Origin of the sequence: Microbacterium sp. APC 3901 (assembly GCF_030407765.1) — a bacterium.
GTDB lineage: Bacteria > Actinomycetota > Actinomycetes > Actinomycetales > Microbacteriaceae > Microbacterium.
This window is the reverse complement of record NZ_JASDCU010000005.1, coordinates 215,945-229,889: the sequence shown is the minus strand read 5'-3', so window position 1 is coordinate 229,889 and position 13,945 is coordinate 215,945. Positions and strand designations below refer to the sequence as shown.

General features: G+C 66.5%; 15 protein-coding genes and 1 pseudogene. 11 read left to right on the top strand and 5 right to left on the bottom strand.

Annotated features, from left to right (window positions below):
- The 9 genes from QMA07_RS06825 to lnt form a co-directional block, all read left to right on the top strand.
- On the top strand, positions 1-258 hold a 258-nt coding region (locus QMA07_RS06825; RefSeq protein WP_290160787.1), incomplete at its 5' end, for an HAD-IA family hydrolase.
- Entirely contained in the window at positions 255-1,274 is a 1,020-nt protein-coding gene (locus QMA07_RS06820) for a tRNA (adenine-N1)-methyltransferase (protein ID WP_290160786.1), read from the top strand. The genes QMA07_RS06825 and QMA07_RS06820, both read left to right, overlap by 4 nt.
- Positions 1,275-1,284: 10 nt before the next feature.
- Positions 1,285-2,202: a hypothetical protein gene (locus QMA07_RS06815; RefSeq protein WP_290160785.1), complete on the top strand. Its 918-nt coding sequence runs from the start codon at positions 1,285-1,287 to the stop codon at positions 2,200-2,202.
- Entirely contained in the window at positions 2,202-3,197 is a 996-nt protein-coding gene (locus QMA07_RS06810; RefSeq protein ID WP_290160784.1) for a WYL domain-containing protein, read from the top strand. Before QMA07_RS06815 ends, QMA07_RS06810 begins: the two co-directional genes overlap by 1 nt.
- On the top strand, positions 3,194-4,183 hold the full coding sequence (locus QMA07_RS06805) for a WYL domain-containing protein (protein ID WP_290160783.1): 990 nt from the start codon (positions 3,194-3,196) through the stop codon (positions 4,181-4,183). The genes QMA07_RS06810 and QMA07_RS06805 overlap by 4 nt, the downstream gene beginning before the upstream one ends.
- A gap of 27 nt (positions 4,184-4,210) precedes the next feature.
- Positions 4,211-4,468 (top strand): Sec-independent protein translocase subunit TatA, encoded by a 258-nt coding sequence (gene tatA / locus QMA07_RS06800; RefSeq protein WP_140037037.1) that lies wholly within the window; start codon positions 4,211-4,213, stop codon positions 4,466-4,468.
- Between the two features lie 55 nt (positions 4,469-4,523).
- Positions 4,524-5,282 (top strand): twin-arginine translocase subunit TatC, encoded by a 759-nt coding sequence (gene tatC, locus QMA07_RS06795; protein ID WP_290160796.1) that lies wholly within the window; start codon positions 4,524-4,526, stop codon positions 5,280-5,282.
- Positions 5,279-7,756 carry a DEAD/DEAH box helicase gene (locus QMA07_RS06790; protein ID WP_290160781.1) on the top strand — a complete coding sequence of 826 codons (2,478 nt, stop codon included), beginning with the start codon at positions 5,279-5,281 and terminating at the stop codon, positions 7,754-7,756. The genes tatC and QMA07_RS06790 overlap by 4 nt, the downstream gene beginning before the upstream one ends.
- An 11-nt stretch (positions 7,757-7,767) precedes the next feature.
- Complete coding sequence (gene lnt, locus QMA07_RS06785) at positions 7,768-9,291, top strand: apolipoprotein N-acyltransferase (protein ID WP_290160780.1); 1,524 nt, start codon at positions 7,768-7,770, stop codon at positions 9,289-9,291.
- On the opposite strand, the gene QMA07_RS06780 is transcribed toward lnt, so the two are convergent.
- From QMA07_RS06780 to QMA07_RS06765, 4 genes are all read right to left on the bottom strand, one after another.
- Positions 9,288-9,671, bottom strand: a complete 384-nt coding sequence (locus QMA07_RS06780) for an RNA polymerase-binding protein RbpA (protein ID WP_042536672.1) — start codon at positions 9,669-9,671, stop codon at positions 9,288-9,290. The genes lnt and QMA07_RS06780 overlap by 4 nt on opposite strands.
- Positions 9,672-9,796: 125 nt before the next feature.
- Positions 9,797-10,570 carry a glycerophosphodiester phosphodiesterase family protein gene (locus QMA07_RS06775; RefSeq protein WP_290160778.1) on the bottom strand — a complete coding sequence of 258 codons (774 nt, stop codon included), beginning with the start codon at positions 10,568-10,570 and terminating at the stop codon, positions 9,797-9,799.
- On the bottom strand, positions 10,567-11,493 hold the full coding sequence (locus QMA07_RS06770; protein ID WP_290160777.1) for an SPFH domain-containing protein: 927 nt from the start codon (positions 11,491-11,493) through the stop codon (positions 10,567-10,569). Before QMA07_RS06770 ends, QMA07_RS06775 begins: the two co-directional genes overlap by 4 nt.
- A 9-nt stretch (positions 11,494-11,502) precedes the next feature.
- Entirely contained in the window at positions 11,503-11,976 is a 474-nt protein-coding gene (locus QMA07_RS06765) for an NfeD family protein (protein WP_290160776.1), read from the bottom strand.
- Positions 11,977-12,096: 120 nt separating this feature from the next.
- On the opposite strand from QMA07_RS06765, the gene QMA07_RS06760 reads away from it, so the two are divergent.
- Positions 12,097-12,861, top strand: coding sequence for an SDR family oxidoreductase (locus tag QMA07_RS06760; RefSeq protein ID WP_290160775.1), 765 nt, complete (start codon positions 12,097-12,099; stop codon positions 12,859-12,861).
- A 65-nt stretch (positions 12,862-12,926) separates the two neighbouring features.
- Here QMA07_RS06760 and QMA07_RS06755 read toward each other — a convergent pair whose 3' ends face one another.
- The gene (locus QMA07_RS06755) at positions 12,927-13,526 is read right to left on the bottom strand and encodes a DUF308 domain-containing protein (RefSeq protein ID WP_290160774.1); all 600 of its coding nucleotides are present in this window, start codon (positions 13,524-13,526) and stop codon (positions 12,927-12,929) included.
- Positions 13,527-13,707: 181 nt separating this feature from the next.
- Between QMA07_RS06755 and QMA07_RS06750 the strand changes: the two are divergent.
- Positions 13,708-13,815: pseudogene (locus tag QMA07_RS06750) on the top strand (AraC family transcriptional regulator); the annotation flags it as partial.
- Positions 13,816-13,945 lie beyond the last annotated feature (130 nt).

The following is a 13,945-nucleotide window of genomic DNA, read 5'->3' as shown; positions in this document are numbered from 1 at the left end:
AAACCCCACCCCGAGCCGTACCTGCACGCAGCGTCGCTGCTCGATATCGACATCGCCGACGCCGTCGTGATCGAGGACTCGCCGACAGGGCTTCGCGCGGGCATCGCGGCCGGCGCCGTCGCTCTCGGGGTGCCGCACATCGTCTCCCTCGACGATGTCGGGGCACACGAACTCTGGCCCAGCCTCGAGGGCCGCACGGCCGCCGATCTGATCGAACTCTTCGATCGCAAGACCTCCATGACGGGAGTCACCCGATGACCGACACCACCTCACACCGGCCGAGCGGGCCGTTCCGAGAGGGCGATCGAGTGCAGCTGACCGGGCCGAAGGGCCGCCTGCACACCGTGACCCTCCGTGAGGACGGCGAGCTGCACACCCATCAGGGAGTGCTCCGACACCGCGACCTGATCGGCCTGCCGGACGGTTCTGTGGCCGCCAACAGCTCCGGTCACGAGTACCTCGCGCTACGGCCTCTGCTCCGCGACTTCGCTATGTCGATGCCGCGCGGAGCGGCGATCGTGTATCCGAAGGATGCGGCGCAGATCGTGATGCAGGCCGACATCTTCCCCGGCGCAGTCGTCGTCGAGGCGGGCGTGGGATCCGGTGCCCTCTCGCTGTCGCTGCTCCGCGCCATCGGTCCGGTCGGTCGCCTGGTCTCGTTCGAGCGTCGTGAGGACTTCGCCCAGGTCGCACGTGGGAACGTCGAGACCTTCTTCGGCGAGACGCCCGACACCTGGAACGTGGTGGTCGGGGATCTCGCCGAGGCGCTTCCGGTCGAGTTCCCTGCCGGCACGGTCGATCGCGTCGTGCTCGACATGCTCGCGCCGTGGGAGTGCATGGACGTCGTCGCCGACGCGCTCACCCCCGGCGGCGTCGTACTCTGCTACGTCGCGACGGCCACCCAGCTCTCGCGGGTCGCCGAGTACATCCGCGGCACCGGGCTGTTCACCGATCCGGAGGCGTCCGAGACGATGGTGCGAGGGTGGCACGTCGAAGGACTCGCCGTTAGGCCCGATCACCGCATGGTCGCGCACACCGGATTCCTGCTCACGGCGCGTCGGCTGGCACCGGGGGCCGTGGCTCCCCAGGTCAAGCGCAGGGCGTCGAAGAGCAGCTATGGCGACGCCGACGTCGACGCGTGGACGCCCGGCGCCGTCGGCGATCGGGAGATCAACGACAAGAACCTCCGCAAGCGTGCCAGGGAGGCGGCGAAGGCCGCCGAAGGCGCACGTCTCGCATCCGGTTCGCGCGAATCGGAGCCACCGACGGAATAGACTGGAACGCGTGCGTAAAACGTCCGCCGTTCTGGCCACCCTCAGCCTCGCCGTCCTCACTCTGACCGGATGTGCCTCGGCGCCGTCGTTCGCCGGTGATGTGTGCGATCGCGAGGCCGCGTCGACCGCATCCGTCAAGGATTCCGTCTCCGTCGAGGGTGAGGTGGGCGAAACTCCCGACGTCACTGTCTACAGCCCCGTGAAGGGCGACAGCACGTCATTCGCTGACGTGATCGTCGGAGAGGGGAACACCCTCACCTCGACTTCTCAGCCCATGGTGCTCGACATCGCCTTCTACGGAGGGGAGAGCGGCGAGAAGCTCTACGAGTCCGAGTTCAACGGCGATGCGAGCCGGGTGCACAGCATCTCGTACTGGGCAGAGCGGTCCGCCGGGCTTGAGACGGTGCTCGAGTGCGCCACCGGCGGCAGCCGGATCGTCGCCGTGCTGACCCCCGAGGACTTCGGTGAGGCCAATGTCGAGGCCTTCGGACTCGCGAAGGACGAGAACGTCGTCGCGATCGTCGATCTGCAGGATGTCTACCTGGCACGCGCCGAAGGCGCATCGCAGTTCAACGACGCCCGTGGCCTGCCGAGCGTGGTTCGCGCTCCCGACGGCACCCCAGGGGTGATCATCCCCGACAGTGATGCACCGACGGAGGCCGTGACCGAGACCCTCATCAAGGGCGACGGGGCGAAGGTCGAGAAGGATTCGACCGTCGTGACCAACATCATGGCCGTGGGCTGGGACGACAAGACGGTCACATCGAGCAGTTGGGGTGCTGAGCCCAACATCGGACCGGCAGCGAACGAGCTCGTCGGTGCGACGGTCGGTTCGCAGCTCCTCGTCGTCGTGCCGGAGGCCGACGGAAATCCGGCGACCGCCATCGTCGTCGACATCCTGGGCATCGTTCCGGTCCCGGAGCAGTGATGGCGGCCCGTATTCCGGCGGAAGAGCGTCTGACGAATCTCGTCGTGGCGCTCATGGCCACGGAGATCGGGCTCACCAAGCAGCAGATCCTCGACAACGTCTCGGGTTATCGTCAGCGAGCCGATGCGGGTGTGCGCTCCGACGCGCTCGAGAAGATGTTCGAGCGCGACAAGGACGAGCTCCGCACGCTCGGTGTCCCGGTCGAGACGATCGGTGACCAGGCCGATCCCAATGATCTCCGCGAAGCCCGTTATCGCATTCCCCAGGCGGAATACGATCTGCCCAGCGACATCGAGTTCACCGCTGCTGAGCTCGCCGTGCTGCAGCTTGCCGGCAGCGTGTGGAGTGCGGAGTCCGCGTCGGGCGACGCCACGGCCGGCGTGCGCAAGATCCGGGCTCTCGGGATCGACGGCGATGAGCCGATCATCGGCTTCGCGCCACGGATCACCGCCCGCGATGCGGCCTTCCCGCAGCTGCAGGACGCGATCGAGAAGAGCCGTGTCGTCGTCTTCGACTATCTCAAGCCGGGAGAGGATGCGCCCCGCCGACGCAGTATCCGTCCGCTCGCGCTCGTCGACTACGAGGCGAGATGGCATGTCTTCGGGGTAGATGTGGACATCGAAGAGGACCGCATGTTCCTGCTCAGCAGAATCGTCGGAGACGTGAAGCTCACTGCGAAGTCCTTCGACCCGGCGCTGCGCGAGGGAGCGGGCGAGCGTGCTCTGAGCGGTCTCGAGCGCGTCGCCGCGCAGAACTCCGCGCTGCTCGAGGTCACCCCCGGCACCGAAGCGTCGCTGCGTCTGGGCCGCCGCGCGACGCCGGCGGCGACGCAGGGGATTCTCGTCCCGTTCGTCGACCTGCACATCTTCGCCGACGAACTGGCCTCGTACGGCCCCGAGGTGCGCGTGGTCGAACCTGTCGCGCTCCGCTCCGCCGTCGTCGAACGCTTGACCGCCGTCGTCGAGACCAACGCGGAGACAGGGGAGTCGCGATGAGCGCCCAGGTGAAGCCGCTCCTCGCCGCCGACCGCGTGCGCGTCTACCTGACGCTCGTGCCCTACCTTCTCGAGCACGGCCAGGTGTCTCTCGCTGAGGCGTCCGCGGAGTTCGGGGTCACTCCGACCGAGATGCGTCAGATGGTCGAGAAGCTCACGGTGATCGGCCTGCCGGGCGACTCCGGCTTCTGGCAGCAGCCGCAGGAGATGTTCGACATCAACTGGGACCTCCTCGACGAAGAGGACGTCATCGAGATCACCAACGATGTCGCCCTACGGCGGGTTCCGCGCTTCACCGCCCGCGAGGCCGCAGCGCTGCTCGCCGGTCTGCAGATGGTCGCCGCCGTGCCGGCGGTCTCCGACTCGGGACTCGTCAGCGGTCTCATCTCGAAGCTCTCCCGCGGCGCGGCGGATTCGCCTGCCGAGGTCGTCGTCGCTCCGAGCGCCGTCGACGAGGTGCGCCAGGTCGTGTCGCGGGGTGTGCAGCGCGGTGTCGCCGTGTCGTTCACCTATCAGGCGCCCGATGCCGCTCCGACCACGCGCACCGTGGACCCGGTGCAGGTGCTGATCACCAACGCGCAGTGGTATCTGCAGGGGTGGTGCCATATGCGACAGGCGATGCGGACGTTCCATCTCGATCGGGTGAGCGATGCGCGCCTGACCGACATTCCGATCACCCACGCGGGCGACCACGTGCCGGAGGCGTTCACCGCGGTCGAGCACGAGGGCGAGGTGCGAGTACGCGTGCCCGAGCGGATGGCGCCACTTCTCGGGGATTTCCTCACCGCGGACAACGCCGAGGTCAGCGACGGGATCGTCACCGTACGGCTGCATCTGGCCGACCCCCGAGGAGTGAAACGACTGGCGGCGAAGTTCGGCGGAGCGCTCGAAGTCGTGGACCCGGGCATCGCCCGGACCGCTGCACGCGAGTGGGCCGCCGCAGGACTCGCGCTGTATCGCCGACCAGACGACGACAACGCCGGTTAGACTGCTACTAAACGACGAAGGAGAATCATGGGCGCTTTCGGTTGGCCACATCTGCTGATCATCCTCGCCGTCATCCTGCTGCTCTTCGGTGCGGCGAAGCTGCCCGCGCTGGCGAAGAGCCTCGGACAGTCCGCCCGTGTGTTCAAGGGCGAGATGAAGGCGATGAAGAACGAGGACGCGACTGACGCCGCGGATCCGGCATCCCCGACACCCGCGCCCTCGGTCGCGGACACCACGGTGACGGCTCGCGACACGGATCCGGGTCAGCCACCTCGATCCGCATAGTTCGTTGTCCGCTCTCGATTCCGCCGACCAGGTGACACCCGGTCGCGACAGGCGGATGTCTCTCGGCGCGCATCTGATCGAGCTTCGTCGGCGCCTGTTCATCGCCGCCGGCGCGCTCGTGGTCGGCATGATCATCGCGTTCATCATCACGGGACCCGTCATCGACCTCCTGTCGATTCCGATCGCCGCCATCGCCGAAGAAGAGGGCCGCGAGTACGTCGGACTCAACTTCACGACCGTGACAAGCGGATTCGATCTGCGCATGCGCATCGCCTTCGCGATCGGGCTGCTCATCTCCGCGCCGGTGTGGCTCTGGCAGGCCTGGGCGTTCGTGATGCCGGGGCTCACGAAGAAGGAGACCCAGTACACCTGGGGGTTCCTGGGGGCAGCCATCCCGCTGTTCTTCGGGGGATGCACCGTCGCATTCTTCGTGCTGCCGCACGTCATCGAGATCATGGCCTCGTTCGTCCCGACCGGCATGGCACAGTTCTTCGACTACGCCACGTACTACGACTTCGTCTTCAAGTTCCTGCTGGTGCTCGGCATCGCCTTCGTGCTCCCCGTCTTCCTCGTCGCACTCAACCTCGCGGGGATCGTCTCGGGCAAGGAGATCCTCAAGGGATGGCGCGTTGCCATTCTCGTGTGCACGATCTTCGCCGCCGTCACCACGCCTCCCGCCGATGTCTTCTCGATGCTGCTGCTGATGGGATCGATGATCGTTCTCTATTTCGCGGCGACCTTGATCTCGATGCTGTTCGATCGGCGCAAGCGCAAGGCCGATGCGGCCGCGGGCATCGAACCCCTGAGCGCATGAGCTCCCCGGCCGAACGATACGCCGCCGCTCGCGAAGCCGCGGGCCATCCGGCGACGGTCGCCTTCGCCGCGAGCCAGAAGTTCGCCCTCGACCCGTTCCAGATCGAGGGGTGCCACGCCCTCGAAGACGGGAACAGCGTGCTGGTCGCTGCCCCGACCGGAGCCGGCAAGACGATCGTCGGAGAGTTCGCGATCCACCTCGCGATGCAGACGCCACGTGACAAGGCCTTCTACACGACACCGATGAAGGCTCTCTCGAATCAGAAGTTCCGCGAGCTGGTCGACGTCTACGGCGCGGACGACGTGGGGCTGCTCACCGGTGACACGAACATCAACGGCAACGCCCGGATAGTCGTCATGACGACCGAGGTGCTGCGCAACATGATCTACGCCGACTCCGCGGCTCTGCGCGATCTCCGCTACGTGGTGATGGACGAGGTGCACTATCTCGCCGACCGCTTCCGCGGTGCCGTGTGGGAAGAGGTCATCATCCACCTGCCGCAGCAGGTGCGTCTGGTCTCGTTGAGCGCCACGGTGTCGAACGCCGAGGAATTCGGCGACTGGCTCGACACGGTGCGTGGCGACACCGAGGTGATCGTCTCGGAGATCCGCCCGGTGCCGCTCGAGCAGCACGTGCTCGTGCGCGACGATCTGCTCCCGCTCTTCGACGACCGCGCGGGGATCGCCACGGCGCTGGTGAACCAGGAGCTGATGCGAATCCGCTCCTCCACCGGTTCCAACTACGACAACAACCGCGAGGCGCAGTCGTACCGCAGCAACCGTCACGCGGGACGACAGGCGCAGCGCCCGCCTCGTGGAGGACGCCGTGCCGTGCGCTCGGCGAACGTGCACAGGATCGAGCGCATGGATCGCCCCGACGTGGTGCGGCTGCTCGAACAGGCGAATCTGCTGCCGGCGATCTTCTTCATCTTCAGCAGGGTCGGCTGTGACGCCGCGGTGCAACAGGTACGCAGGTCGGGTGTCCGCCTGACCTCGACCGAGGAACGCGCCGAGATCCGCGCGATCGTCGAAGACAGAACCCGGACCCTGCAGGACGAGGATCTCGGTGTTCTCGGGTACTGGGAGTGGCTGGAGAACCTCGAACGCGGCGTGGCCGCCCATCACGCCGGTCTCCTGCCCGCTTTCAAGGAGGTCGTCGAGGAGCTCTACAAGCGCAAGCTCGTGAAAGTCGTGTTCGCGACCGAGACCTTGGCGCTCGGCATCAACATGCCGGCGCGCACGGTCGTGCTCGAGAAGATGGAGAAGTTCAACGGTGAGGCCCGCGTGGCGATCACCTCGGGGGAGTACACCCAGCTCACCGGACGAGCAGGACGACGCGGGATCGACGTCGAGGGCCACGCCGTGGTGCAGTGGACCGAGGGGATGGATCCGCAGGCTGTCGCCGCGCTCGCGTCTCGACGCACGTATCCGCTCAACTCCAGCTTCCGGCCCACGTACAACATGGCCGTCAATCTGATCGACCTGTTCGGCAAACAGCGGGCGCGCGAGGTGCTCGAGTCGTCATTCGCTCAGTTCCAGGCCGATCGCGCGGTGGTCGGCCTCGCCCGGCAGGTGCGCGAGGCCGAGGAGTCTCTCGAGGGCTACAAGGCAGCGATGGTCTGCGACCACGGGGACTTCCTCGACTACGCCTCGATCCGTCGAGAGCTCAGCGACCTCGAGAAGAAGAACCGCCAGGACTCGAACGCGCCCCGGGCATCGCGAGACAAGCGCATGAAGCAGATCCAGAGCCTGCGCACCCGCATGCAGCGCCACGGCTGCCATCGCTGTCCCGATCGTGAGGCCCATGCCCGCTGGGCGGAGCGGTACTGGAAGCTCAAGAGGCAGAACGACCGCATCCGTCGTCAGATCGAGACGAGGACCGGCACGGTGGCTCGCGTGTTCGACCGGGTCGTCGAGGTGCTCGAGACGCTCGACTACATCCGCCGAGACGACCAGGACGAGACCACCCTCACCGAGGCCGGCCGCACGATGCGGCGGATCTACGGTGAGCGCGACCTGCTGGTTGCCGAGTCGCTGCGCCAGGGCCTCTGGAACGGCCTGGATGCGCCGTCGCTCGCCGCGATGGCCTGCTGTCTTGTCTACGAACCGCGCCGTGACGAGGCGAACTCAGGCGAACGCGATCTGCCGAGAGGCGCCTTCCGTGCGGCATACGAGAAGACCACCACGCTGTGGGCCGAGCTCGATGATCTGGAGAAGGACCACCATCTCCCGGGGTCCGAACCCTTGGCAGCCGGTCTCGCCGGAGCGATGCACTCCTGGGCACGCGGTGGGATGCTCGATCGGGTGCTGATCGACGCAGACATGGCCGCGGGCGACTTCGTGCGCTGGGCGAAGCAGACGATCGACCTGCTCGACCAGCTCTCGATCGTCGCGGAAGACGGGACACTGGCGCGAAACGCCCGCGTCGCTCTCGACGGCGTGCGCCGCGGCATCGTCGCCTACTCCTCGATGTGAGAACAGGACCCATGCCGGATACCCCAGCGCGACTGCGCCCTCTGCTGCCGCTGTCGCTCGCTCTGCCCGCCGCGGCACTGGCGGCGATCCTCATGGATCTGTCGTATCCGGACACCGCGGTGTGGGCGCTCGCGTTCCCGGCCACTGCCCTGTTGCTGGTCGCACTCATCGGACGCCGGGCCGGAGGCGCCCTGGCGGTGGGTCTGGTCTACGGAGTGATCTTCTTCGGGTTGCTCGTGTCATTCACGTCGCGTTACCTGGGGCCGCTGCCCTGGGCCGCACTGAGCGTCCTGGAAGGGGTTCTCACGGCCGCGGCCCTGATCCTGATCACGCTCGCGTATCGCTGGATCCCCAGGGCCTTCCCGAGTGTCTGGGCGCGCCTCCTGCTTCTTCCGGCCGTCGTGGCCGCGCTCTGGGTCGGGCGGGAGCTGTTCGTCGGCTCCTGGCCCTACGGAGGCTTCCCGTGGGCGCGTCTGGGCATGAGCCAGGCCGAGAGCCCGCTGGCGCACGTCGCGTCGTGGATCGGCGTGAGCGGACTCAGTTTCCTGATGGTGTTCTTCGTCGCCCTCGTCATCCAGGTGGTGCGCGAGCGCGTCTGGCGTCGCCCGGCGGCGCTGATCGCACCGGTCGTCGTGGCAGTCGCGCTGCTGCTCACACCGTTGTTCCCCACGACCGCCAGCGGATCCCTGCGCATCGCTGCTGTGCAGGGGAACGGTCCGAGCGGCTACTTCGACGAGCGCCAGCCGTACTCGCTCATCGACGCGCAGACGGATGCGACCGAGCCGCTCTACGGCGAGGATGTCGACCTCCTGGTGTGGCCAGAGGGATCGCTCGACTTCGACCCTTTCCAGTCCGACTCTCTCGAGAGACGGATGAGCGCGATCGCCTCACGCATCGGCGCGCCCTTGCTCGCCAACGCCGCCACGGAACGTGACGGCCTCTTCTACAACACCTCGCTGCTGTGGACGGAGGACGGCGCGACCGGACAGATCCACGACAAGCGCCATCCGGTGCCGTTCGGCGAGTACGTGCCGGATCGACCGTTCTTCAACGCGCTCGCTCCCGATCTGATCGGTCTCATCCAACGCGAATACACCCCGGGAACGAACCCGCCGATCGTCGAGGTCGACGGGGTCAGGGTCGGTCTGGCGATCTGCTTCGACGTGATCTATGACGACGTGATCAACGAGGGGATCGACGAGGGCGCCGAGGTGCTCGTCTTCCAGACCAACAATGCCGACTTCCGCGGAACCGATGAGAACCGGCAGCAGCTGGCCTTCGCGCGGATGCGCGCGATCGAGACCGGTCGCAGCGTGGTCAACATCTCGACGGTCGGAACGAGCCAGATCATTCGCCCGGACGGGTCGACCGTCTCGAGTCTGGATGCGGGAAAGGCCGGAGCGCTGCTCGAGGACGTCGAGCTGCGTTCCGGCCTGACCGCGGGAATGATCCTCGGCCCCTGGATTCAGCAGATTCTGCTGTGGGGAGGTGTGGGCGCGCTGGCCTTCGGGTGGTTGCGCGCCCGTCGGCGCTAGGCGCCGATCTTCTCGCGGGTCGGGTCTTCGCCCGCTCCGCGACGGGCGCGGATGAAGGCGAGTCGCTCTTCGAGAAGCTCTTCGAGCTCTGCGCGGGTACGACGCTCCAGGAGCATGTCCCAATGCGTGCGTGCCGCCTTCTCGTCGGTGGCGTCGAGCGTGACGGCCTGGCCGTCGACGTTCAGGCGGGCGTCCGCTCCGCAGGCACGGCATTCCCAGGTCTGAGGCGGCTCTGCGTCCGCCGAGAACATCAGGTTCGTGACATGGCCGCAGGTGTCACAGATGTAGGTGGTTTCACGGCGCTCCATGAAAACGACGCCCTCTTCGCTCTGTAGGCTTTGGGCGCCGAGTCGGATGCCGCGTAGGCTGCGATCTGCCATTGTGTGGTCCTCTCGTCGCTGTCAGGTATAACGCTCCAGCCTGTGCGCTTCATCCACGCGGGCGGATTCTCGGCGCGATTCACAGCGGAATCCCAGCGCCACAGCGTAATGGCGGCGTGGCGCGATCAGCGCCCGATCGTCGCCAGCGCGAGGTCCGCACAGTCGGTGACGAGCCCGTCGACACCGGCCCCCACCAGCCGCCGCATCGAGTCGGGGTCGTTCACGGTCCATACGTGCACCTCGACGTCGCGTCGGTGCGCGGCGCGCAGAAGAGACGGCGTGAGCACCCTGAGCGCGCCATGTCGCTCGGGGATCTGCAGCGCATCGATGTCGCGCAACAGGCGAGCGGGGGAGAGGTGGAGAGCAGAGACGGCGCGGAGTGCTGCGATGGTGCGACTGCCGCCGGAGGTGGCCGGGCGGAGATCGGCTCCGGCCCGAAGGGCGGATGCGACGGTGGCTCGGCGGTTCGCGTCGGAGAAGCTCGTGATCAGCACACGGTGCGTGTGGTCGACGAGGATCGGGCCGAGGGGATCAGCGGCCTCGGCGGTCTTCACATCGATGTTGAAGCGCGTCGAGGGGAACGTGGAAAGCGCGTCACCGACCGTCAGCAGTCCGCCATGGTCGGCGAAGATGAGGGCGAGTTCGCGAGTGCGGACGGTTCGTATCGGGCGAGGATCGCCGACGAGTCGCTCGAGCGTCGAATCATGGAAGAGCACGACATCGCCGTCGGCCGTCACCTGGCAGTCCGTCTCGATGTATTCGGCGCCGGCCGCGTGTGCGGCTGCGAAGGCTGCTGCCGAGTTCTCCCAGACACCGGAGTCCCCGCCCGCCGTGGTGATCAGACCGCGGTGAGCGAGGACTCTGGGGTGTCGTGCCTTCGCGAAATACGGGTGCGTCACGCGCCCGGATGGTTCGTCGGGGGTTGACCGGGCTTCGGAGTGAAAGCACTTCCGATGCCCTTGAGCGCCTCGGTCAGCTCGCTCGGGATGATCCAGAGCTTGTTCGACTGTCCTTCGCTGATCTTCGGCAGCATCTGCAGGTACTGGTACGCGAGGAGCTTGTCGTCCGGCTCACCCTGGTGAATGGCGCTGAAGACGTTCTGAATCGCCTCGGCTTCACCCTGAGCACGCAGAACCGCGGCCTGCTTGTCACCCTCGGCGCGGAGGATCTCGGCCTGCCGTGCGCCCTCGGCTTCGAGGATGGCCGACTGCTTGGTTCCCTCGGCGGTGAGGATCGCGGCGCGGCGATCACGCTCGGCGCGCATCTGCTTCTCCATCGAATCCTGAATCGATAGGGGAGGGTCGATAGCCTTCAGCTCCACTCGACCGACGCGGATGCCCCACTTGCCTGTCGCCTCATCGAGCACGACGCGGAGCTGTCCGTTGATGTTGTCGCGGCTGGTCAGCGCCTCTTCGAGATTGAGGCCACCGACGACGTTTCGGAGGGTCGTCGTCGTGAGCTGCTCGACGGCGCCGAGGTAGTTCGCGATCTCGTACGTCGCGGCACGCGCATCGGTCACCTGGAAGTAGACCACGGTGTCGATCGAGACGACGAGGTTGTCCTCGGTGATCACAGGCTGCGGTGGGAACGAGACGACCTGCTCGCGCATGTCGATGAGAGGACGCAGGCGGTCGATGAAGGGCACCAGGATGTTGAGTCCGGGCATCAACGTCTTGTGATACCGGCCCAGACGCTCGACGACGCCGGCCGTGGCCTGGGGGATGATGCGAATGGATCGGGCCAGCGTGACCACCACGAAGATGATGATCGCGATGACGAGGATCCACCCGATCGCTGCGGGAATGAACGATGCATCGTCCAAGAGGTTCTCCTAGTCGTTGACGGGACGGACGGTCGCGGTCGCGCCGTTGATCGCGATCACTGCGACCGGTGAGCCCTGGGGAATCGGTACGGCCGTGGCGGTGCGGGCGGTCCAGGTGTCGCCGTTGCTCAACTTCACCTGGCCTGAGATCTGAGTGATGTCCTGCAGCGCGGTGCCTCTGAGGTCGATGAGTGCGTCCACATTGGACTTCGTCGGGTCCTCGCCGCGATGCAGCCGTTTGATCAGCGGCGGACGCAGGAACAGGATGAAGAGACCGGCGGCTGCGGCTGCGATGAGCACCTGGACCCACACCGGGATGCCGACGAAGTCGGTGACGAGTCCGACGACGCTGCCGAAGCTGAGCATGAGGAAGGTGAAGTCGAGAGTGAGCATCTCGATCACGAGGAAGATGGCGATCAGGATCAGCCACCCGATCCATGCCCATTGGTCGATGAACTGTACGAATGTCGCGAAGTTGTCCATGCGGCCTCCCTTGCGGTCAACCTATCACGCAGCACGAGCCGTGGCCCGGCTCGGCTGGGCCGGCTTGATAGTCTGAAAGAGCCGTGTCATCACGGCGATTCACGCATCAGAGGAGTCACCGTGACCGACGTTCTTCCCGCAGGTTCTCTCGACGGCAAGGTCGCCCTTGTCACCGGCTCGTCTCGGGGGATCGGGGCCGACACCGTGCGCTACCTCGCTGAGGCAGGCGCCGACGTGGTCATCAACTTCCGCAACAAGGCCCCACGCGCCGAGAAGCTCGCCGCACAGCTGCGCGAGCTCGGACGCCGTGTCCTCGTCGTGGGTGCCGACCTCACCGACCCCGCGTCGATCGGTGAGATGTTCGACGCGGTGAAGGCCGAGTTCGGACGCCTCGACGTGCTGGTTCTCAACGCATCAGGCGGCATGGAATCGGGCATGGCCGAGGACTACGCCCTGACCCTCAACCGTGACGCGCAGATCAACGTCCTCGACGCAGCGGTCCCTCTGCTCGGCGACGGCGCGCGCGTCGTCTTCGTCACGAGCCACCAGGCTCATTTCATCCGCACCACGCCCACGATGCCGGAGTACGAGCCGGTCGCGCTGTCGAAGCGCGCAGGAGAGGATGCGCTCCGCGAGCGCATCCCTGGTCTCGCCGAGAGGGGCATCGGATTCACGGTCGTCTCCGGCGACATGATCGAGGGCACGATCACCGCGACGCTGCTCGAGCGCGCCAATCCCGGCGCGATCGCCGAGCGCCGTGAGTCCGCGGGAAAGCTCTACAACGTCTCCGAGTTCGCGGCGGAGGTCGCGCGTGCGGTGGTCGACGAGGTTCCCGCCGACAACACCCGACTTGTCGGCGACGTGAGCGCCTTCGCAGCGGAGTGAATCTCTGAGAGCAACAGAAAGAGCCCCGTCCTGCCGGACGGGGCTCTTCGCGTTGTGACAGCGAGTCAGATCGCGGGGTCGGCCTTCGCCGAGGCCTCGAACTCCTTCGCGTCCTTCCCGAGGGTGATCGCGCGGACGATCTGAACGATCCCGAGAACGACGAGCGAGATGCCGAGCACCAGCCAGAGCACCGCCGCCGCGTACAGCGGGGAGAAGAGCACGACGATACCGGCGATGATGCTGAGCAGTGCGTAGAGCAGCGTCCAGACCCGCGAGCCGTCCTGTCCGAGGAGGGACAGCGCCACCACTCCGTCGACGATCCAGCTGATGCCGATGAAGATGACGACGACGAGCGCGAGAGTAGCCGCGGCGACTCCGAGGTTCGCGAACGCGATCACGCCGGCGACGATGTAGACGAGACCCAGGACGATGTGGCCGACTCGGGCCCATCCGCCTTTGGCCTTCGAGAAGATGCCCAGGCCGATGTAGACGAGACCTGCGATCACGAGGTAGGTGGCGAAGATGCCTGTGACGATCACGGCGGACTTGAGCGGCCACACGAGCAGGACGATGCCGGCGATGAGGGCGATCGCGCCCGAGACCGCGAGAACGACGCGAATGGACTTGAACAGTGATTTCGCTTCGGATGCGAGTGAATCAGACATGGTGGGGGACCCTTTCTGAGAAATCCCTGTGAGGGATGGTCACAGAGTAGCGCTGTCTGGGGCGAGATGGGGGGAGGTCGATATCGATATGTCGCGGTCGTTCACACTCTGTTACAGGACGTCATGGGACAATCGAGGGGTGACCCCGGACGACGATGCACGGCTCCGTGAGCTCGTCGTGATGCGCGGGGTGCGGGATCGCATCGATCACGACTACGCGACACCTCTCGATGCAGAGGCTCTGGTGCGCGGCGCTCACATGTCCGCGGGGCATCTCAGCAGACGGTTCCACCGAGCTGGTCGGTGTCCCACCCCACGTGTATCGTGAGCGCGCGGCCGATATCGGCGCGTTCCGCGACCCCGCGGGCAATCTGCTCCGCATCAACCAGGCCGGCTGACCCGGTCCCTACTCGAGGATC

What these genes read in the sequence shown, in the direction of transcription:
- QMA07_RS06820 (WP_290160786.1), top strand. Translation starts at nt 255, where the DNA reads ATGACCGACACCACCTCACACCGGCCGAGCGGGCCGTTCCGAGAGGGC.
- QMA07_RS06810 (WP_290160784.1), top strand. Translation starts at nt 2,202, where the DNA reads ATGGCGGCCCGTATTCCGGCGGAAGAGCGTCTGACGAATCTCGTCGTG.
- QMA07_RS06805 (WP_290160783.1), top strand. Translation starts at nt 3,194, where the DNA reads ATGAGCGCCCAGGTGAAGCCGCTCCTCGCCGCCGACCGCGTGCGCGTC.
- tatA (WP_140037037.1), top strand. Translation starts at nt 4,211, where the DNA reads ATGGGCGCTTTCGGTTGGCCACATCTGCTGATCATCCTCGCCGTCATC.
- tatC (WP_290160796.1), top strand. Translation starts at nt 4,524, where the DNA reads ATGTCTCTCGGCGCGCATCTGATCGAGCTTCGTCGGCGCCTGTTCATC.
- QMA07_RS06790 (WP_290160781.1), top strand. Translation starts at nt 5,279, where the DNA reads ATGAGCTCCCCGGCCGAACGATACGCCGCCGCTCGCGAAGCCGCGGGC.
- lnt (WP_290160780.1), top strand. Translation starts at nt 7,768, where the DNA reads ATGCCGGATACCCCAGCGCGACTGCGCCCTCTGCTGCCGCTGTCGCTC.
- QMA07_RS06780 (WP_042536672.1), bottom strand. Translation starts at nt 9,671, where the DNA reads ATGGCAGATCGCAGCCTACGCGGCATCCGACTCGGCGCCCAAAGCCTA.
- QMA07_RS06765 (WP_290160776.1), bottom strand. Translation starts at nt 11,976, where the DNA reads ATGGACAACTTCGCGACATTCGTACAGTTCATCGACCAATGGGCATGG.
- QMA07_RS06755 (WP_290160774.1), bottom strand. Translation starts at nt 13,526, where the DNA reads ATGTCTGATTCACTCGCATCCGAAGCGAAATCACTGTTCAAGTCCATT.